This is a genomic window from Embleya sp. NPDC055664, from assembly GCF_053618075.1.
The window spans coordinates 210,670-230,328 of record NZ_JBSHGZ010000006.1; the positions used below are offsets into that span (position 1 = coordinate 210,670).

Annotated in this window: 15 protein-coding genes and 1 tRNA gene; 10 read left to right on the top strand and 6 right to left on the bottom strand. The window is 69.5% G+C overall.

The genetic code is table 11. The annotated features are described in order from the left end of the window. Positions 1 to 231: 231 nt before the first annotated feature. Positions 232 to 765: a MarR family winged helix-turn-helix transcriptional regulator gene (locus tag ACWGR4_RS13390; protein ID WP_452133811.1), complete on the top strand. Its 534-nt coding sequence runs from the start codon at positions 232 to 234 to the stop codon at positions 763 to 765. On the opposite strand, the gene ACWGR4_RS13395 is transcribed toward ACWGR4_RS13390, so the two are convergent. Continuing rightward, complete coding sequence (locus ACWGR4_RS13395; protein WP_380002827.1) at positions 762 to 3,032, bottom strand: RelA/SpoT family protein; 2,271 nt, start codon at positions 3,030 to 3,032, stop codon at positions 762 to 764. The genes ACWGR4_RS13390 and ACWGR4_RS13395 overlap by 4 nt on opposite strands. Before the next feature lie 243 nt (positions 3,033 to 3,275). After that, positions 3,276 to 4,412 carry a phosphotransferase family protein gene (locus ACWGR4_RS13400; protein WP_380002825.1) on the bottom strand — a complete coding sequence of 379 codons (1,137 nt, stop codon included), beginning with the start codon at positions 4,410 to 4,412 and terminating at the stop codon, positions 3,276 to 3,278. Between the two features lie 281 nt (positions 4,413 to 4,693). On the opposite strand from ACWGR4_RS13400, the gene ACWGR4_RS13405 reads away from it, so the two are divergent. The 3 genes from ACWGR4_RS13405 (at position 4,694) to ACWGR4_RS13415 (ending at position 7,819) form a co-directional block, all read left to right on the top strand. Next, positions 4,694 to 5,506, top strand: coding sequence for a phosphatase PAP2 family protein (locus ACWGR4_RS13405; protein WP_452133810.1), 813 nt, complete (start codon positions 4,694 to 4,696; stop codon positions 5,504 to 5,506). Positions 5,507 to 5,792: 286 nt separating this feature from the next. Beyond that, entirely contained in the window at positions 5,793 to 6,458 is a 666-nt protein-coding gene (locus ACWGR4_RS13410) for an HAD family hydrolase (protein ID WP_452133809.1), read from the top strand. Between the two features lie 578 nt (positions 6,459 to 7,036). Further along, positions 7,037 to 7,819 (top strand): hypothetical protein, encoded by a 783-nt coding sequence (locus ACWGR4_RS13415; protein WP_452133808.1) that lies wholly within the window; start codon positions 7,037 to 7,039, stop codon positions 7,817 to 7,819. Positions 7,820 to 7,894: 75 nt separating this feature from the next. On the opposite strand, the gene ACWGR4_RS13420 is transcribed toward ACWGR4_RS13415, so the two are convergent. Further along, a complete protein-coding gene (locus ACWGR4_RS13420) occupies positions 7,895 to 8,542 on the bottom strand; it encodes a TRADD-N-associated membrane domain-containing protein (protein ID WP_452133807.1) in 648 nt (215 codons plus the stop codon). Between the two features lie 811 nt (positions 8,543 to 9,353). Here ACWGR4_RS13420 and ACWGR4_RS13425 point away from each other — a divergent pair. After that, on the top strand, positions 9,354 to 10,124 hold the full coding sequence (locus tag ACWGR4_RS13425) for a hypothetical protein (RefSeq protein ID WP_452133806.1): 771 nt from the start codon (positions 9,354 to 9,356) through the stop codon (positions 10,122 to 10,124). Positions 10,125 to 10,372: 248 nt separating this feature from the next. On the opposite strand, the gene ACWGR4_RS13430 is transcribed toward ACWGR4_RS13425, so the two are convergent. Then, positions 10,373 to 10,780 carry a hypothetical protein gene (locus tag ACWGR4_RS13430; RefSeq protein ID WP_452133069.1) on the bottom strand — a complete coding sequence of 136 codons (408 nt, stop codon included), beginning with the start codon at positions 10,778 to 10,780 and terminating at the stop codon, positions 10,373 to 10,375. 1,426 nt (positions 10,781 to 12,206) lie between these two features. Here ACWGR4_RS13430 and ACWGR4_RS13435 point away from each other — a divergent pair. After that, positions 12,207 to 12,566 carry a hypothetical protein gene (locus ACWGR4_RS13435; protein ID WP_452133070.1) on the top strand — a complete coding sequence of 120 codons (360 nt, stop codon included), beginning with the start codon at positions 12,207 to 12,209 and terminating at the stop codon, positions 12,564 to 12,566. Positions 12,567 to 12,630: 64 nt separating this feature from the next. Here the strand turns inward: ACWGR4_RS13435 and ACWGR4_RS13440 are convergent. Continuing rightward, positions 12,631 to 12,704: transfer RNA gene (locus ACWGR4_RS13440), tRNA-Lys, on the bottom strand. Between the two features lie 256 nt (positions 12,705 to 12,960). Here ACWGR4_RS13440 and ACWGR4_RS13445 point away from each other — a divergent pair. The 4 genes from ACWGR4_RS13445 (at position 12,961) to ACWGR4_RS13460 (ending at position 18,999) form a co-directional block, all read left to right on the top strand. Continuing rightward, positions 12,961 to 14,886, top strand: coding sequence for a hypothetical protein (locus tag ACWGR4_RS13445; protein WP_452133071.1), 1,926 nt, complete (start codon positions 12,961 to 12,963; stop codon positions 14,884 to 14,886). Positions 14,887 to 14,960: 74 nt separating this feature from the next. Further along, entirely contained in the window at positions 14,961 to 16,118 is a 1,158-nt protein-coding gene (locus ACWGR4_RS13450; RefSeq protein WP_452133072.1) for a hypothetical protein, read from the top strand. Further along, positions 16,115 to 17,659 (top strand): hypothetical protein, encoded by a 1,545-nt coding sequence (locus ACWGR4_RS13455; RefSeq protein ID WP_452133073.1) that lies wholly within the window; start codon positions 16,115 to 16,117, stop codon positions 17,657 to 17,659. The genes ACWGR4_RS13450 and ACWGR4_RS13455 overlap by 4 nt, the downstream gene beginning before the upstream one ends. After that, on the top strand, positions 17,650 to 18,999 hold the full coding sequence (locus ACWGR4_RS13460; RefSeq protein WP_452133074.1) for a helicase: 1,350 nt from the start codon (positions 17,650 to 17,652) through the stop codon (positions 18,997 to 18,999). Before ACWGR4_RS13455 ends, ACWGR4_RS13460 begins: the two co-directional genes overlap by 10 nt. Before the next feature lie 88 nt (positions 19,000 to 19,087). Here ACWGR4_RS13460 and ACWGR4_RS13465 read toward each other — a convergent pair whose 3' ends face one another. Continuing rightward, entirely contained in the window at positions 19,088 to 19,423 is a 336-nt protein-coding gene (locus tag ACWGR4_RS13465) for a hypothetical protein (protein WP_380002810.1), read from the bottom strand. Positions 19,424 to 19,659 lie beyond the last annotated feature (236 nt).

A 19,659-nucleotide genomic window follows, 5' to 3' on the forward strand; every position in this document is an offset into this window, starting at 1 on the left:
TGCCTCGGGGCTGCGCACTGCCCCCGCCGCTGGGGCCGGGGGGGGGGTGGGGGGGGGCGGCGCGGCCCGGGCGCGGGGGGCGGGCCGGGCCCCCCCGCGACCGGCTCACCGCGGTGAGCCGACGCCCGGACCGGCGGCGGTTCCCCCGACCGGCGCAGCTTGTTGTGTTTTGCAACCGTTTCCGGCACGCTTGGCGCACATTCAGGGTGCGCGGTGATGAGGAGCAAGGCGATGTCGGACAGCGTTGAGCGGCGAGTGGTCCGTGAGGTCGGTGCCGCCACCCGGTTGATTCGGCTGTTGATGGCTCCTCCGCTCCAGGCCGCGGGGATCACCCAGGCGGAGTTCCATCTGCTCGCCCTCCTGGAGGAGCGCGGCACCTCGACCGGCAAGGAACTCGCCTGCCTGCTGAGCCTGGACAAGACCACGATCAGTCGGCAGTTGACCTCCCTGGAGGAGGCCCTGCTGATCGCCAGGGCCACCGATCCGACCAATCGCCGATCGCACCTGATCACCGTCACCGAGGCCGGCCGGGTGCGGCTCGCCGACGCGCGCCGGCGCAGCCTCGCGGTGATGGCGGAACGGTTCGCCTCCTGGCCCAAGGAGGAACTGGGCGCACTCGCGGACCACTTGGCCCGCTTCAACGACGTCCTGCGCGGCGACGTGGCGGAGGCCGGCGCCGAGCCCGAACGCAACCGGCCGAGCCAGAGCCTGTCCGGCGGATCGGACCGGTCCCAGGACCCGTCCGGCGGATCGGACCGACCCTAGGGTCGGTCCGCCACCCTCGGGTGTACGCGCGGCCTCGCCCGGTAGACGTCGTAGACGCCCTGCACCCGGCGCAGTGCCCGGAGCAGCTTCGGGAGGGTGGCCAGGTCGGCCAGGCGGATCGTGTAGGTCTGCCGAACGCGCATCTGCTGCGGCGGCGCGATCGAGGCCGAGGTGATGTCGGCGCCCTCCGCGTCGATCGCGGCGGTGACGTCGGCGAGGAGGCGGGGGCGGTCCAGGGCCTCCAGTTGCAGGGTGACCCGGTAACCCTGGTCGGCCTGGTGCGGCAGCCAGGACGCGGCGACCACGTCGCGGCCGGCGCGGCGCATCTGCTGGACGTTGGTGCAGTCGGCCCGGTGTACCGCGACCGTGCCGCCGCGGATCACGAAGCCCGCCAGCTCGTCCGGCGGGACCGGGGTGCAACAGCGGGCCAGGCGGACCGGTGCTCCGGGCGAGCCCGGCACGCTGACCACGGCCTCGCCGGGGTCGGAGGGGGCCCGTCGGGTCCGGGCGGGGGCCTGGGCGGCGGCCTCGTCGGGCGCGCCGACCGGCGCCGTGCGGCTCGCCGGGAGGGTCGGCGCGGCCTCGCCCGCGGCGGCCAGGTTGCCGAGCGGCGGGGCGAGCAGCGGATCCATCCGGCCCTCGATGCCGTTCGGATACTTGGCCAGCCAGGCTTCGATCGCCACCCGGGCCAGCGGGCTGCGGACGAACGAGAGCCATTCCTTCGATGGTGCCGCCGCACCGGGCGGAGCGGTGATGATGGACACCGTCTCGCCGTCCGCCAGGACCGAACTCAGCGCCACCAGGCGGCCGTTGATCTGCGCGCCGATACATCGGTGGCCGGTCTGCTCGTCGATCGCGTAGGCCGCGTCCACACACGTGGAGCCCGCCGGCAGGGTGAGCGGACGTCCCCCGGGGGTGAAGACCAGGAGCTCGCGGTCCGCCGACAGGTCGGCGGTCAGCGAGCTCCAGAAGACGTGCGCGTCGGGGATGCCGCCCTGCCAGGCGAGCAACCGGTGCAGCCACGCGAGCTGCTCGGGGGCGTCCGGTCCGGCGTCCGCTTTGCCGGTGTGCGCCACGACGCCGAACTCGGCCAGGCGATGCATACGACGGGTGCGGATCAATACCTCGACCTTGTCGCCCTCGGGCAGCGTGATCGCGGTGTGCAGCGATTGGTACAGGTTGAACTTGGGGGTCGCGATGTAGTCCTTGAACTCGCCCGCGATCGGCGACCAGCAGGTGTGCAGTACGCCGAGCGCGCCGTAACAGTCGGTGTCGGCGTCGACCACGATCATCAGCCGGGAGAGGTCGAACGGGCTCAGATCCTCGCGTCCGCGCCGCTTTTGTACGCGGCGCACGGATACGTGGTGCCGCGCACGCGGCGATACCTCCGCCTCGATCCCGGCCTCGCGCAGCGCGCGTTTGACCGTCGTACACAGTTTCGACACGGCCTCGTCGGTGACCGCCTGGCTGGCGCTGACCGTGCGGGCCGTGGCGGCGTGCTCCTCGGGTCGGAGCGTGGCGAAGACGATGTCCTCCAGCTCCGACTTGAGCACGTGGATGCCCAACCGCTCGGCGAGCGGGATGAACACCTCCTGCGTGGCCTCGGCGGTGCGGATCTGGCTGGCCCGGCGGCGATATCGGATCGTGCGCATGTTGTGCAGCCGGTCGGCCAGCTTGATCACGGTCACCCGCAGGTCCCGACCGGTGGCCACGATGATCTTGCGCATCGTCTCGGCCTCGGCCCGGTCGCCCAGGTCGACCCGCTCCAGCTTGGTCACCCCGTCGACCAGGTGGGTGACGTCGTCGCCGAACGCCGCGCGCACCTCTTCGAGGGTCAGGTCGGTGTCCTCGACCGTGTCGTGCAGCAGGGCGGCCACCAGCGTGGTGGTGTCGGCGCCCAGCTCGGCCAGGATCGTGGCCACCGCGAGGGGGTGCGTGATGTACGGCTCGCCGCTCTTGCGCATCTGCCCGCGATGGGACAACTCGGCGACCGCGTACGCCTCCTGAATGGCCGTCACATCGGCCTTCGGGTGGTGCACACGATGCACCTGGAGCAGCGGTTCGACCGCGTCCGGAGTGCGTCGACGGCTTCCGGTGAGGAACGTGACCGCGGCCAGACCCAGTCGCTGGATCGGTTGTTGGACAGGCCGGCGGGACAGTCGTCCGACGCGGTCGGACATGCTCCGGCTCGGAACGTCACCCTCGGCCCGCGGCGCACCCTTGGGCACACCGGCCCCGGCCGGCGGGTCGAGTCCCCCGATCGTCATGCGGCACCTCCGGCAGCTACCCCCGGAGTCGCCCCCGGTGATTCATGCTACCGACAACAACACGGACGGTGTCCGCGTGATGTCGCCCGTCACACACGATCACCCGCACGGGTCAGATGTGCCCGCCGCGGATGATGTGAAGAGTCCAGCCTAACCCCTCGGGATCTTGTCCGAGCGCACACCCGCCGGGCCCGGGGAGCGCGCCCGCCGCGGGACGGGCGCGCGGGTGGTGATGACGGGGCGTCAGTTATCTTCCGCGCGCTCCCAGTACGTGCCGGCCAGCATCGCCTCGATCAACCCCCGGTGCAGCACCGTCTCGTCGAGGTCGGCCGGCTGCTCGCGCTCGCCGAAGTGCCACTGGCGGTGCGCGATGCGGGCCATCACCGCGCCGTGCCGCACCGCCGCGTACATCTCGAAGTAGCGCATGTCACGCGGCGTGTGGCCGGTCAGCTTCTCGTACTGCGCGCACACGTCCTCGGTGCGCATGAAGTCGGGCAGGCCGGGCAGGCCGTAGCGGGTGGCGATGTCCTGGAAGAACGCGTGGATGAAGATCATCCAGGCCAGGTCCAGCTCCCGCGGACCGACCGCGGCCATCTCCCAGTCCAGGACCGCGGTCGGCACGAAGTCCACGTACAGGATGTTGCCGATCCGGGCGTCGCCCCAGCTGATCACGTCCGGGCCGACCTCGGCCGGGAAGTTGTCCTCCAGCCATTGGAAGGCCCGATCCAGGAGCGGCACCCGCTGCCCCTCGATGCCCCACTCGTAGAACGCGCGCAGGTCGTCCAGGTGCCGGCGCAGCGCGATCTCGCCGGCGCCGTCGTACTGGAGGAACGCGATCTCCTCGGGTGTGGTCTCGATCCCGTGGATCGCGGCCACCACGGCCACCGACTCCTCCTGGAGCCGGCGGCGCTGCTCGGGCGTGGCCGCGAGCATCCAGCCGTCGATCGTGTACGGCATCACGTCGGGCGGCGCGGCGCCCTCGGCCCGGCGCATCACGAAGAACGGGGCGCCGAGCGGCCCCTCGTCCGGCTCGTTCCACAGCAGCGCGGGCACCGGGATCGAGCAGCGCTCGGCGACCAGCGTCATCACCGCGAACTGCTTGTCCATGTCGTAGCTGGGGAAGACCGGCTTGGCGTCCATCGCCGGCCGCATCCGCACCACGCAGCGTTCGGTACGGCGCTCGCCGTCCTCGGTCCACGTCGCGTCGAACAGCAGCGTCTCGCTCGACATCCCGTTGCCCGACGGGGCGCGCAGCTCGGAGACCTCCGGTTCGGCCCCCTCCGGCAGGCGGCCGGCCAACCAGACCAGCAGTTGATCGTGCACCGTCGCCAGGTCCCGCGTGCTGGTCTGCGGACGGGTGACCTCGTCGGAGTCGGCCACGACAACCTCCGGTATCCACGTCGCGAGCTGCGACCGGCGGCGCCGGACGTCCCTGCCGACGCCCGGTCCCCGCCCTGTCGGCGGCGTCCGCCCGACAGAAAAGTGAAACACGTTCTATCATGTGTGACACGTGTCATCAATGGCCGCGCACACCGATCCGGCGCGTGAGAGGGCGGTCCCGAGCCCGTGGCGCGGCGGGCGTCGGCCACCGTCCGTGGGCGCCGGCCGGGCTCCGCCGACGCGGTGCCGTAGCGCACCGGAGCGTGTTGCAAACTGGGTGGATGTCGTCAATCCCCGCCAAGGTCCGCCTGCGTCCGCGCTGGTGGACCGAGTTGCTGCTGATCGCGGTGCTGTACGAGGTGTACTCGCTGAGCCGGCTCGTGGTCCGCGGCGACGCCGACGCCGCGGTGCGCAACGCCGAGCGAATACTGCACGTGGAGTCGCTGAGCCACCTGGACCCCGAGCGCATGCTCAACCAGGTCGTCTCGAACCATGTGTTCATCGGCGTGGTCTGCGACTACGCGTACGCCACGCTGCACTACGTGGTGACGCCGCTGGTCCTGGTCTGGCTGTGGCGCAGTCGCCCCGAGCGGTACCGGGGCGCGCGCACCACGCTGGCCGTGGCGACGGTGGTCTCGCTGGCCGGTTTCATGCTCTTCCCGACCGCGCCGCCCCGGATGATCGAGGGCTTCACCGACACCATGGCGCACTTCGCGTCCTGGGGCTGGTGGGGCGGCGGGGCCAGTGCGCCGCGCGGGATGGAGCACATGACCAACGAGTACGCGGCGATGCCGTCGCTGCACGTGGGCTGGGCCGCGTGGTGCGGGTGGCAGGTGTGGCGGCACGGGCGCGGCCGGGTGGTGCGCGGGCTGGCGGTGCTCTACCCCTTGTTCGTGATCGTGGTGGTGCTCGGCACCGGGAACCACTACCTCGCCGACGTGGTCGCGGGCCTGGCCGTGATGGGTCTGGGCGCACTGGCCTCGCCGTGGGTGGTGCGCGGGCTCGACGGGTTGCGGGGTGGGGTGGCGATGCGCCGGCCCGGGTCGGATTCCGCTGTCGCGGCGATCGATTCCGGCCACAAAGACGCTGCCTGACGCCATCGTCAGGTAACGGACAAAACGATTTCGGTCGAGATCTACCGGATCCAACCTCGGAACGACGCCGGGCCTGCGGGCAGGCGGTACCTTCTGGATGGCCCCACGCCCGAGCACACGGCAAGGATTCCGCCATCGGGCGCACGCCGATCGGACAAGTCGCCACAACGGCGGACGAATCCGATCGGGCTCGGCCTGACAGGCCCATTTCTCGCCTGGCGGACGAAGGGGTTCGACGCACGGGCACAGGACACGGGGCCGGCAGGCGACAACAGCGGGAGCGGTAATGCGGATCAGCGCCGTGGTGTTCGACGTGGGCGAGACCCTGGTCGACGAATCGCGCGAATACGGCACGTGGGCCGATTGGCTCGGGGTACCCCGACACACCTTCGCGGCCACCTTCGGGGCGGTGATCGCGCAGGGCCTCGACTATCGCGAGGTGTTCCAGCGCTTTCGGCCCGGCTTCGACCTGACCGTCGAGCGCGCCGCGCGCGCCGAGGCGGGCTTCCCCGAATGGTTCGGCGAGGAAGACCTCTACAACGACACCCGCCCCTGCCTCAAGGCGCTGCGCGACCAGCGCCTGTGGCTGGGCGTGGTCGGCAACCAGACGGTGAACGCGGGCATCATCCTGCGCGACCTGGAACTGGGCGTGGACCTGCTCGCCACCTCCGACGACTGGGGCATCAGCAAACCCGAGCCGGCCTTCTTCGAACGCCTGGTCGCCGAGTGCCCGTGCCCGGCCGAGGAAATCCTGTACGTCGGCGACCGCCTCGACAACGACGTCCGCCCGGCCCACCAGGCGGGCCTGCGCACCGCCCACATCCGCCGAGGCCCCTGGGGCTACCTGATCGCCGACGACCCGGAACTGATCGCGGTAACCGACCTGCGCCTGCAATCCCTCAACGAACTCCCCACAGCCATAGCCCGAATCAACAACACAACGGAGCGATAGCCGAGCCCGGGCAAAGCGTGGGAAGCCCGCACACGCCGCGCCACCGCGGCGCCCGACAAGCTTCCCACGCGCGGATTCCTGGATGTCGACTGTAGAGCCTGGTGACAGTTGAGTGATTGCTGATACGCGGGCGATTACAGTGCCCGATACGACGAATTCGTCGCAACTGGCGCTTTGACGACTCCGAGCGTCGGCATCAGTGCGGAGCATGAGATTTCGCTTCGAACGTGAGCCGCATGGTCATTCGCCGGTTCGGCGTGCACCATAAATGTATGCGTAACTCCGCGGGAGTCCCCTCCGGGAGGTCTTCAGTCAGCCATCCGAAGCGTCGTAACGCGGTTTGGAAGTTGTACGACGTGCCGCTCCACCGCGACTGGGCGTTCTGGTGGACACTCGGTTGGGGCGCTCCGGCTGCAATCTCGATCGGATCGGAAAGACGTCAGTCGAAATCGCCGGACGAGCCGCCAGCACACCCGACAGCCCCGAGCCAGCCGGCCATAGCCACCACGTCGTGAACTACCACCTCCACCGCCACCACCTCGGATTGTCGAGCCTTGTCCCTAGGTTGTGGACTTCGGATGGTGGCGGTGGGCGAGCGGCCGAAGATGCGGTCGGTAGTCCTGCGCTTCACGGATGGCTCGCAGATCGCCGGCGCCAGGATCATCACCGAGTCCGGCCTGTTCTGGTATATCGGCCCGGCCGAGTTCCGTGACGTGTCGAGCCTGGATCTCCGCGTCTACGGCCAACCCATCCTGGCCTACACGCCGCTGGGCCAACGCACCGAGCAGCTGCGGGTTCAGCTGGACGAGGTGACGGTCAACGTCACGCTGCTGATGGTCATCACGGCTGCGTCACCGCCTGAGCCCGTCGTGGTACCGAAGTCGCCACGACGTCACATCGGCTCGAGGGCGCGCTTGCTGCTTGGGCTTGCCCTGGCCTTGGTGCCGGCGGTGGTGGCGCTGGTGGCCGCAGGTCAAAAATCCGGGCCATCCAACGAGCAGAAGCGTCCAGCAGCCGCACCAGCCTCGGGCACATACTGCTCGGTCAAGCAGAGCGAGGGCGTCGTTTCCTGCTTCCTGGCAGCCGACCAAGGCCGCCAGGGGCCGGTCTGGTCGGTCATGGCTCCGCGGGAGAACGACCCGAGTCAAGCGTGGTGGACGCCGGCTTTCCCGTACTGGGAACGAGCCACCAAGCAGGATTTGGAGGCCGTGGACGTGCTGGTGCGCTGGGAACAACCCTGGGCGCCGCTGGCGACAGCAATGAATCGCCACGGCTTCCTCGACGTCGCAGTTGAAGCGGCCCAGCGCACCGCCTTCATCTCCCGGTGGAGCCATGAACCAGGTTCGCTGCGGTGCGCTTGAACCGGCCGGATCGAAAGCAGCTGTGGATTGTCTGCTTGTGATCGGTCGGGCGGACGGTTCAAGTGCGGGCCGTTGCTAGAACGGCGGCGGGATGGGTGGGAGCACAGGCAGGTGTTGCTGTGGCAGCATCTCGCTCGCGAGCTCGGGTGAGGTCGGATCCACGCCGAGGGCTCGTAGGGCCGCGATTGCCGTGATGCGCTCGCGCTCCTGGCCGTGTTGCAACGTCTCGATCAAAGTCACGGCGTGGGCGAGTGTTCGGTCTGACCGCATGTCCTCATGCATCCGCTCGGCGTGCTCCGCGACATGGAGGCGCGCCCGATGGGCTTGGACGGCAAAGGCTCCTCCGCATGTGGTGACCACGACACCCGCCAGAGCTGACATGGCGGCCACGGAATTGGCCTGCCCTTCGCCGGACTTGAACAACGCGAGTGTGCTGCCGACGAGCAGGATCACCGCCCCGAGGGACATGAAGATCATGGCCAGGCGGAAGGTCTGGGTGGCCTGAGCACGCGCTTGCTCATAGAACCCGAAAAGCAGATCCGAACGTCGCTGGGCGAGTGCATCGGCGTCCGGTAGGACGGTTCTCGGTAAACCGAAGGTGAGGGCAGGGCCGACTTGACCGCCAGCCGCAATGGAGCCGGCCCCCGAGTGGACATAAATCTGAGTGTTGTCGCCGGTCGAGATCTGACCGAAAGGTGGGTTGGTCCCGTCCGGAGCAGTCATTGGTCCCCCTCGCCCTACCCCCAGGTGTACCGGTCAGAGTACGCGGCGTGACGGCGGGCTGTTCTTGATCCAAGGTCTTTGACAAGGCGGTTGTGATCGTTAGAAGCCCTGACCTGGAGAAAGTTGCCGACGGAGGTAGGAAGAACTGAGGGAACAGCTCGTATGTGCGCCGCGCACCCGCCACTTGGCGGGTTCACCCTTCACTCAGTCCGCATCGTCATGGCGGCCCGTCAGGACCTGATGGGCCACCATCGAGTGTGCGAACTGTTGCCTCACGGGATCTTCACCGGGCCTGGCCCTCGCTGAGAGCAGCCGTCGGAGCCGTTGGCGACAGCAATGACCCACCACGACTTCCTCGACGCCGCAGTCGAGGCTGCCCAGCGCCACCGCCTAGATCTCCGATTGGCGCCACGAACCGGGCTCGCTGCGGTGTACCTAGCCGGCCGGATCGAAAACAGTTGTGGATTGTCTGCTTGTGATCGCTTGGGCGGATCTTTCTTTCGCCGCGATCAAAGTTAAACGTATCCGCAAGACCAAGAAGGTACAGGTCCGACTCCCACCCGCCCGGTCTGTAAGTGGATGGCCTTTGCACGTAATAAGGTCGGTGCAGAAACGTATCTTGCTGGGGATTGTTCGATTGATGCCCCAGGGTCGTAACGGATTGACTCACGATTCCGGCGAACATGCGAAGAACCTGTACGCCGTCAGCACGAAACGGGCATCATAGCGATCCGACTTCATCGAGACGGGGGGAGGCCCGATGCCAAATTCGGGTGCCGTCAGGCTGGTCGTACGAACCATTGTCGGTTGCGTGGCAGCAGCTATGGTTGCTCTGGGCATTACCTGGTTCATAGTCAACTGGGAGGATGCGAGCAGAGGACAGAGCGTGGTGAGCTCACTGATCGCCGTGATCGGGGTAGTTCTCCTTCTTCTGGCCTTTTTTCCGCATGTTCCCACTGGAAAAGAGGTTGGCGCTGTCGCGGTAGCGACGGTGATGGTCTTGGGAGCCGCCGTTGCATTGCCTGGTGATGGCGATGGCGTTGGCGATGGTTCCAAGGGGCCAGCTTCAGGCTGCCCCAAGGAAAAACAAGCGTGGTATCGCAATCCCGTTAAAATGGACGGTCTGCCGGTTGATTCGCCTGTGGTCTGCTCGGTCAACATCAACGAAGGCAATAAGGTGGGGCAGGCATACCGTCTCAGTGGAGTAGTGGTCGGAGAGATTCCTCCAGGTAAGACGCTCGTCATCGAGACCGTGTCAAGCAAAGAAAGTTGCAACGCGCTCGGTGATCGGGGTACCGGTCAGTACATCTTTAACACAAAGGTGTCTACGGGACCCTGGACCGTGGATTTTACTCTCCCGAATCGGGACGACCTCCCGCTGAAGCGGACTCACTTCTTCGTGCTGATGAGTACCGTAGAAGCCGATAAGCGCAGTGAAGCGCAAAAGATCTGGCAGAATGCGACTGGACGTACCCACGGATACCCAGGAGAGCCCGCATCGAGCGGTACGACCCTGTACACGCTTGATATCCAGCCAGAGCTGGAAGGCGACATGAAGCGTCCATCATGTAAGCCGAATTAACACCCCTCGTCATTCCACTCGCGGGCGCGGCAAGGCGGATACATACAACCGGATGATCCGACATCCCGATGCTCATGCAACCCACACGCGATGGTGGCCCGTCAGATCCTGACGGGCCACCATCGCGTGTGCGAACGGTTGCCTCACGGACCCTCGGGGCGATCCGCAGGTCGGGTGAGGGCAGAGTTCAAGCAAATCTAACCCAACCAAGCGACATAACAACGAAAACCTCAGTAACACGCGGGCCATCAGCAGCGGTTCGGCTCCGGCGCCGGCGGTCGAGCTGGCTGGTGTGTGAACCGACAGCTCGACCCAGACAACCTTCGAGGTCGGCGTTGGGCAGTAGGAGCCCCAGCGGCCAGCAGCACCCCGTTGCCGATCGCCACGTCGTTGTCGGTTTGGAGGATGGGTTCGCAGACGGAGACGACCAGCGTCGAGCTGGCCAGTGACAACGAAGTGGTGATGGTGCCGACCGCCGAGCTGGCCGAGCACAAACCGGCTGCACAATCTTCACCCGGTAACCGGATGGCGTTGGTCGCCGGCTCGGTCACGACCAGCTTGGCCGTCTCGATGAGATCGGACGGCACGCACCACTGGTGCAGCACGTCAACCACGTGGCGACAGGCCCAGGCCACGGCGTTCTGGGTGTCGGCCATGGTCAGCTGACTGTAGGCGGATTGCGGACCATGCACGCTCGAAATGCCTTTCGTGGCAAGGGATTTGAGTCAAGCGGAAAGCTGAGGGTTGTCCTGGCTCGGGGCATGACGACATAAACCCCCACTCACACGGGGAGCGGGGTCTATAACGCGTTCGGCAGCCTGATGCGCCCGGGTAAATTTGTCAGCCAGAGCTGCGCGGTGGGACGTTCAAGTACCAGCGCCGGCCGCTGTCCGGCGCGCCCAGCCAGACGTACGGCTGGTCGGGCGTAACCGTCAGGCCGTAGCGATCTGGGGCCGGCCCCTCGCTGGCTGCATACGACTGGTGGATCAGTTCGAGCGAGTTCCAAAGCCGCCGGGGACGGGCTTGGGCCACGGTGCCGTCGCTCTGGAGATCTGCGATTGAACCGTCACTCGCCCATACCCGCGCCGCGGTGATGGTGGTCTTGTCGTCGCTCAGGTCGTATTGCCACGCCAGATGTGGCAGATTTTGCTGCCATCATTGGGTCCACGGCTCTACCGTCTTTTCCACACGTCGTCCGTGGTCCTGAGACCAGGCGTGCCCCCCGACGAGCCTTTGGGCGTCACTTCTCGCATGGTCCGCGTTGCCCGGTGTTCTTGGGATTGCCGCGATTCTCGGCACCGTTTTTGGAGCAGTCAGCACCGTGGTCACCATTATCGCTCTGCTTTAAATCAAGCAGTCTCGGGCTTCTCTAGCACAAAGTTGCTCGGATGTGCCCGTACGCTGGCTCAACACCGATCTGATCAAAGAACTGATCTGCAAATTCAAGGGCTGTCCCCCAGCTCCATTGGGCACAAGCATGTCCGAGTGCCCGGCCGGGGAAGAATGGGTCGTTAGGGCCAGTGAAGGGGTGGGCCGGAAAGTCCGTTTCGCGGAGCCGGATCATCCACTTTTCCTCGCCGCGCTTCAGCGGTTGGGATCCGTCCTCCCCCGGCCACGCCGACCTTCTGACCTGCCGACCGACCTGGCAGATTGGTGTGACGACGCAGTTGTGGCTGCCGTCGCTGCAGCTCACCAATCAATTCGCGCCTACGGTCATTGTCCCTGGATTTTGTGAACTCACCTGCTGCCTGCCGGGTCATTTCCACGGAGCTAAATGCCGTGTCGAGATACGACGTGTCCTCGAGGCGATCGTCGTACAGGATCGTCAGCTTGCTCTTGATGCGCTCTCCCTCCCGCTTGAAACCCCCGCAGCGGCTTCTTGCAGGGAGAGCTGAGTCGCAGAGCGGCTTCCAGTTCACGCTTGAGCCACGCTGTGAGGCGAGGCCGCGCTGCCTCGAGGTGACTCAGACAGTCTGCCAACTGCTCCTCGATCACCTCTCACCTGACGAAGCGCCACCGACTGCATGATCGCGGCTTGGGACACTTGCCGTACGGACGAGTTCGCCGCGGAGCTGTGCAAGGGTGTCCGCGTTTCAGCACCGGCACGGCCTGACGATCAATGGCATGGTGGATCCGCACATCTGGTGCCGGCTGTTTCCGGATGACCCGTTGCGCGACTATCCCCACCCCGGCTACCTGCCGCCCATTCGACTGCACGATCTACGGCATGGTGCGGCGACCTTGGCGCATGCCGCCGGAGGGAACATGAAGGCCATCTCTGCGACGCTGCGGCACTCGTCCATCAAGATCACGGCAGACACCTACACATCGGTGCCGCCGGAGTGGCCCATCGGGTGGCCGAGGTTGCCGCCGCGCTGGTGTGGCGACCAGAGACCAAGCGGGCAACCGATGTTGCCGTTGGCACCCGGCCGGCACCGATAGGCAAAAACGACCAAGGGCGCTCTTCCAAGTGGAAGAACGCCCAGGTCATACAGCCATCTTCAAGTGCGCCGCCAGGGACTCGAACCCCGGACCCGCTGATTAAGAGTCAGCTGCTCTAACCAACTGAGCTAGCGGCGCTTGCGTTGCGTGGGAAACATTAGCAGGGGTCGGCGGTGATCGAAAATCGACACCCGGGGACCGGGCTCGACCGTGTTCGGGGGCGCGCGGGGAGCGTATCGAGGGCGCGCAAGGTCCCTCGAAGGACTTCTTTGAGGACACGGGGAGGACGCCGCTTTCCGGACATCCGCAAAGAGGTCCCCCGGCCCCACTCACGGCGGGTACCGTCGGCATCACAGCCTGCACAGCACACCGCACGCGTGAACCGGGAGGGCCGATGGCCATGCGGCAGGGGGCCGGTCCTTCGTCCGGGAATGTCCGGCTCAAGGCCCTGCGGCACTCGCATGGCTGGGTTTCCCAGCAACAATTGGCCGACGCGTTCGAGAAGAAGGCGCTCGAATGCGGCCTCCGCCTCGGGGTCAGTGTGCGGCAGGTGCGCCGGTGGGAAAGCGCCGAGCCGCCTTGGCCGACCCCCGATTATCAGCAGGTCCTGCAGGCTTTGTTCGAGCGGCCGCTGACCGATCTCGGGTTCACGCCGCCGTGGCAGGCGGAGCTGACGGCGGAGTACGGCGAGGGCTATGCCGAGGGGTATACCGACGGCTACCCCGAGCCGCAGCCCGTGCTCGAGCAATCGGCGCCGCAGAGCCTGCCCGCACCCGCCCGCGAAGCCGGGTGGGCGTCGGAGCTTTCGGAGCCGACCGGCTACGGCGAGGCCCGGGTGCGCCGACAACCGCCACCACCCGGGGGCAGCCCGCTCGGGGGGGCGATGGCGCTGCCTGCCCGCACCGCGCCCCCGTCGCCGCCCGGCCGCACCCCGCCGCCGGCCACCCCCGGCCGCACGCCGCCGCTCCCGCCCGGCCGCCACGTGCCGCCGCCGCGATCCGGCCCGGTGCCGCCGCCGGGGCCCGTACCGCCCCCCGGACTCGCGCCCCCACCCGGCCCGGTGCCCCCGCCCGGTCTCGCGCCGCCGCCCGTCCCGGCCCAGGCGCCGCCGTTCGAGGACGGCCCCACCGTGGTCGACGGTCGGCGGCTGGAGGGCGACCGGCCCCGCGACCTGCCGGTTCGGCCACCGCTGCGGGTGATCGGCCCCCGCTCCGTCGAGCCGCCGACCCGGTCCCTGGAGATCGCCACCCCCGCCGTACTGCGCCAGCTCCTGCGCGACACCCCCGACCCGGGCCCGCTGGCCGTGCCGATGCACTCGCGGGCCGGCCAGCTGACCGTGGTCGGCGCCGACCAGTACGCGATGCTCACCCGGACCTACCGGCAGATGTACTGGGTCGCCCCCGCCGCCATCGCCTACCCCTCGGTGATCGCCCACGTGCGCCTGGGCACCCAGCTGCTCGCCGCCCCCGGCCCGGCCCGGGCCCGGCGGATCCTGGGCGCATCGCTCGCCGAGACCGCGATGCTGGCCGGCCGGATGGCCTTCTTCGACCTGGACCGCCCGCACGACGCGCAGGACCACTACCTGGTCGCCTACCGGGCCGCCAACGAGGCGGACGACACCCTGCTCGCCGCCGCCGTACTCGCGCACACCGCCTTCATCCCCGCCTTCGACGCCGCGCCCACGGCCGCGGCGGACATCCTCGACTTCGCCCGCAAGACGGCTACGCGCGGTGCGCCGACGGTGATGCGCGCCTGGTTCGACGCGGTGCAGTCCGAGTTCGAGTCGCTGCGCGGCACCCCCGAGCGCGGGCTGCACCTGCTCGACCGGGCCGAGGACCTGCTGTGCCACCCCGACAACACCCCCACCCCGCCCTGGCTCGACTTCTTCGACGCCTCCCGGCTGTGGGGCTTTCGCGGCAAGGCCGAACTCACCGCGCGCCGGATGGACCAGGCCCAGGGCTCGCTCAACGACGCTTTGCAGAACCTGCCGCCCAACGGCGACAAGCAGCGCGCGGTGATGTACGCCGACCTCGCCGAGGCGGCCTTCCAGGCGGGCGAGGTGGACGAGGCGTGCGGCCGGCTGTTCCAGTCCATCGACATGTTGCGGATGCACTGGTATTCGATGGGCATGGACCGGGTCAGGGAAACCCGCAAACAGCTGGAGCCGTACAAGAGTTCGGTCGCGGTGCGGCAACTCGACGAGGCGCTGGCGTCGTTCTCCGAACTCGCGCCCACCGACGAGACCGGCTTCGTGGCCCTACCCTCGGCCGAGGAACAGCGCGACGAGCGGCGCGGTGATCGGCGCGGCGATCTGCGCTGAGTTCCGCCTGTCGGTCACATGGTCCACACTGACCCGGGACCGGACGGTTCGACGACGAAAGCCGTACACGAGACATGCGCACGACGGGTACGACCGGCGCGATCGCCGGCAGGCTGGAGCAGTTGCGCGGCGAACTGCCCACCCGCAATCACAACGCCCGCACGGTGGCCGCCCTCGCGGCCAACCCGGGCTGCGCCCGCCGCGGCGTGTTGGACGCGGCCGGCATCGAGAAGACCGTACTGGCCGAACGCCTCGGCTTCCCCGCCCGCTACGGCCGCTCCCCGTTCGCCATCGGGCGCGGCAATGTGTTCGAGGCCCGGGTCAAGGCCGACGACGGGCGGGAGTTGCGCCGCCTCCTCGCCGAGGTCCTGGGCGCCGATCCCGACGACGGCGCGCTGGTGGACGTGGACGGTCCCACGGGTCCCGCCGGCCCCACCGGCCCCACCGGCCGACCCGGCCGCGAGGAGCGGGTCGCCCGCACCCGCGAGGCGCTCCTGCGCGCGGCAAGCGGCGACCCGGACGCCTGCGCGATCCTGGACCACCCGCTGCTCCCACTCGACGTGGCCGGCCGGCGCGCCTACCTGGAACCCGACGCGATGGCCTGCCGGGTGGCCGGTCGACTGCACGTGGTGGAGATCAAGTCCTTCGCGATCATCGACGGCTCCGCCGACCCGGGCAAGCTGGCCTCCGCCACCCGACAGGCGGCGGTATACGTACACGCCCTGCGCGGGCTCGCCGAGGAACTGGGCCTGGACCCCGAGTCGGTGTCCACCGACATCGTGCTGGTGTGCGCCCAGGACTTCGCCAACCGCCCGATCGCCGTGGTGCTCGACGTACGCCGCGAACTCGCCACCACCCGGCGGCGGTTGGCCCGGCTGTCCGGGGTCGAGGAGCTGTTCGCCGAGCTCCCCGAGGGGCTGACCTTCGACGTCGCCGAGGAGCGGGTCGGCGCGGCCGTCGCCCGGGTACCCGCCGCCTACCTGCCCGACTGCCTGTCCGCCTGCGAACTCGCCCTGTTCTGCCGGGACGAGGCCCGCGGCTGCGGCACCGGCGGCGGCGTGGGCACGCTGGGCACCTCGGTACGCGGCGCGCTCGGCGGCATCGACGACATCGGCACCGCGCTGGCGCTCGCCGACGGCACCCGCGCCCCCGAGCCCGGCCAGGAGGACGTGGCCCGGCTGCTCCGCCGCGCCCAGGCGCTGCGGCACGAGGCGCTGGGCGGTGTCGGGTGAGCACGATCGCCGCGCTGGGCCGGTTGCGCGCCGCCGCGACCGGACACGCGCAGCCGGCGGCGACGGTGCGCCATCGGCACCTGTCCGCGCGTCCGGTGGTGCTGGTGCCGTATGTGCTCGCGGGCGAGGCGTTCGCGCCGCTCGCCGCGCTGGTCGGCACCGACCGCGACCGGCCGCGCCTGCTCGCCGTACCGCAACCGCGCGACCGCGACCGCCGGTTCGCGCACGCGGCCGAGCTGGCCGGGCAACTGCTGCCCTACCTGGGCGCGTTCGCCGCCGAGACCGAGACCATCGAGCGTCGCGGCGACGATCCCTACGAGCGCAGCCTGGACGCGCCGCAGGTGCTGGTGCCCACCACGGGCGGGATCGAGTATCTGCGACTGCTCGGCCGCTCCACCCGATTCCGGCGCACCGACGGCGAGTTCGCGGTGCCGGCCGGGGTGCCGCTGCTCGGCCGGTGGAGTACCTGGCTCGCGGATCGGGCCGGTGTACCCGGGTCGAGTGTGCTGCTCGCGATGACGGACCTGCTCACCCAGGCGTGGGCGACCGGGCAGAGCGCGATGGAGGACGGCGATCTGGCCTCGCTGTTGGCCTGGATCGACCCGCCCGCCGGTCGACGCGGGGACGAGGCGGCGCGGGAGGCGGAGGGTGGTCCGACGGCGGGCCCGGCGACCGATCCGGCGTTCGACGAACGGCTCGTGCCGCTGATCACCGCCTTCGACGAGGCGGTTGCCGCCGAGCGGGAGTCGGACGAGGACGCCGCCTGTCGCGAGCGCGAGCGGCGGGCCGAGCAGGCGATCCGCGACGCGCTGGCCGCCGAGTTGATGCCCACCTGGGATCGTATGTGGCGCGGCGTGGACCTGCTCGCCGCCCTGCCGGCGGGCGCCTCGGTGGCCGGGCGCTGGGAGGCCGACCGGGCCTCGTACAGCTTCTTCGCCGCCGACCTGGCCGACCCCGAGTCGCGTCCGCAGCCCAGGATCCCCGGCGCGATCTCGGCCGCCGCGCAACTCGCGAGCAGGGAACGGGCCCAGGCCCGGCTCAACGCCGAACAGGTGCGCGACGACCCGCTGTTGATGGCCGCCGTGCGGCTGGCCGGCGAGGCCTTCCGGGGCGAGCTGATCGCGGTGGACGCAGAGCGCATGGTCACCGAACCGGGCAAGAAGACCGCCCGACCCCGGCCGCTGCTCGTCTTTCGCACCGAGGACGAGCCGCTGTTCGGGCCCGGTACCGAACTCGCCTGCGTGGAGCGCCCCGACGCGAAGGCCCGGGTGCTGGTCAACGAACCCGGCCGGATGGAGCTGGAGTTGTTCGGCGGGATGGGCGGCGGCAAGGCGCCCAAGCCGGGCAGCGTGCCCGAGCGGGGCGAGGTGTTGTGCTGGACCTCGCTGATCGCCGAGTTCCGGCGCAGCCCCGACTGGCCCGCCGTCGAGGACACCCCCTGGACGCACGGCGGCCCGCCGCCCGAGCCGGAATCGGAGTCGGGCTCGGAGACCGCGACCGGATCCGAGCCGGACGACGACGCGTTGGAGGAGTGGTCGTGACGACCGCGCACACTCGCGCCCCGCAGGGCGACCCGGCCGCGCTCGCCGCCGCCGCGACCGCCGCGGTGCTCGCCGACCTCGGCTCGGGGGCGCATCGCGGCGTCGTGGTCGACTCGCCGCCCGGCGCGGGCAAGTCCACGCTGGTGGTGCGCGCCGCCGGCGAACTGGCCGCGTCCGGCGAGCGGTTGATGATCGTCGCGCAGACCAACAACCAGGTCGACGACCTGCTGGTCCGGCTCGCCGAGGAGCACCCGCGGCTGGCCGTGGGCCGGTTGTCCGCCACCGGCTACCGGCTGCCGCCCGCCCTGGTGGGCACCTCGGTGTCGAACGCGGAGAAGGCCGAGGCACTGGACGCCTGCGCGGTGGTGGTGGCCACGGCCGCCAAATGGGCGCTGGTCCAGGACCGGCGCTGGCCGTGGGCGATCGTGGACGAGGCGTACCAGATGCGCTCCGACGCGCTGCTCCTGGTGGCGCGGCTGTTCGACCGGGCGCTGTTCGTGGGTGATCCCGGCCAACTCGACCCGTTCGCCACCGTGGACACCTCGCGCTGGCACAGCCTGAGCTACGACCCGTCGCAGAGCGCGGTGGTGGTGCTCCGTCGGCACAACCCGGACCTGCCGGTGCACCGGCTGCCGGTGTCCTGGCGGCTGCCCGCGAGCGCGGCGCCGCTGGTGTCGGACGCGTTCTATCCGTTCACCCCGTTCCGCTCCGGGACCGGCCCCGGCGAGCGTTCGTTGCGCTTCGAGGCGGCGCGGGAGCACGACGCGTACGACACGGTGGTCGATGTCGCGGCCGGGTCCGGGTGGGGGCTGCTGGAGTTGCCCGCGCGATTCACCGGGGCGGCCGACGAGGAGGCGGTACGGGCGGTGGCCACGCTGGCCGCGCGGCTGCTCGCGCGCGGCGGGACGGCGGTCGGCGAGCGTACTCCCGACGGGGTGCCGCTGGACGCGTCCCGGATCGCGATCGGGGTCAGCCATCGCGAGCAGCGGGCCCGGGTCGAGTCGGCGCTGCGCGACCTCGGCGCGACGGAGATCGTGGTGGACACCGCGAACCGGCTCCAGGGCCGCGAGTTCGACGTGACCGTGGTGCTGCATCCGCTGTCCGGGCGGCGCGACGCGACCGAATTCCACCTGGAGACGGGCCGGCTGTGCGTACTGGCCTCCCGGCATCGACACGCGTGCCTGGTGGTGGCCCGGGCGGGGATCCCCGAACTGCTCGACGCGCACCCGACCGCGAACCCGGTGCACCTCGGCGTGCCGGTGTCGTTCCCGGACGGCTGGGAGGCCAACCAGGCGGTGCTGGCCGAACTCGGCAGGCATCGGGTGCCGCTGACGCCCTGAGCACGGGTACGACACCCGCGGTGCGCGGGTCTGCGCCGTCCCGCGCGAGCGCCGGCCGCCCCCTCCGGCCGGCGTTCCCGATCGTCCGCTACTCGCCGCGCTCCAGCAGCAGCCGTCGGCCGTGCTCGATCATCTTCGCCGTGTATTCCTCGCCCCACCCCGCGCGCGCCGCGACCTGAGCCGTCGTCAGATGGTCGAACCGATTCGGGTCCGCCATCCGCGCCGCGGCCATCGCCTGGTAGTCCACCGCCCGGTCGGCCGCCGCCCGGAACGCCTCGGCCAGGTCGGTCGAGCGGGTCAGCACCTCCTGGGGATCGGTCAGATCGTCCAGGTCGAAGAAGCGTTCGTCGGGCGGCTCGGGGACCGAGGGCTCGAACAACAGCGGCACAGGCCGCATGCGGGGCTTGCGCGACTCGGACGGCATGCGCGGATTCCTTCCGACAGGGCAGACGTGCTGACGACGAAAACGGACGGGGGGAAGCAGCGGGAATCGGCCGATTCGAGAAGATCGGCAAGATCCCGTGCCCTTGCCATTGTCGCCAACCGGGCGCCATGCGAAAGACCCTTGCCCGAAAGAGGGACGCCGGTGCGGGCGCCGCCTGGATAAACCCCGAATCGGGCGGGGCCGGGGGCCGGTTTCGGGGCTTGGCTCGGCTTCGA

Coding starts and splice junctions, on each gene's coding strand:
- ACWGR4_RS13415 (WP_452133808.1), top strand. CDS start 7,037: ATGGTGGCGGTGGGCGAGCGGCCGAAGATGCGGTCGGTAGTCCTGCGC.
- ACWGR4_RS13395 (WP_380002827.1), bottom strand. CDS start 3,032: ATGACGATCGGGGGACTCGACCCGCCGGCCGGGGCCGGTGTGCCCAAG.
- ACWGR4_RS13410 (WP_452133809.1), top strand. CDS start 5,793: ATGCGGATCAGCGCCGTGGTGTTCGACGTGGGCGAGACCCTGGTCGAC.
- ACWGR4_RS13465 (WP_380002810.1), bottom strand. CDS start 19,423: ATGCCGTCCGAGTCGCGCAAGCCCCGCATGCGGCCTGTGCCGCTGTTG.
- ACWGR4_RS13450 (WP_452133072.1), top strand. CDS start 14,961: ATGCGCACGACGGGTACGACCGGCGCGATCGCCGGCAGGCTGGAGCAG.
- ACWGR4_RS13445 (WP_452133071.1), top strand. CDS start 12,961: ATGGCCATGCGGCAGGGGGCCGGTCCTTCGTCCGGGAATGTCCGGCTC.
- ACWGR4_RS13430 (WP_452133069.1), bottom strand. CDS start 10,780: ATGGCCGACACCCAGAACGCCGTGGCCTGGGCCTGTCGCCACGTGGTT.
- ACWGR4_RS13405 (WP_452133810.1), top strand. CDS start 4,694: ATGTCGTCAATCCCCGCCAAGGTCCGCCTGCGTCCGCGCTGGTGGACC.
- ACWGR4_RS13390 (WP_452133811.1), top strand. CDS start 232: ATGTCGGACAGCGTTGAGCGGCGAGTGGTCCGTGAGGTCGGTGCCGCC.
- ACWGR4_RS13420 (WP_452133807.1), bottom strand. CDS start 8,542: ATGACTGCTCCGGACGGGACCAACCCACCTTTCGGTCAGATCTCGACC.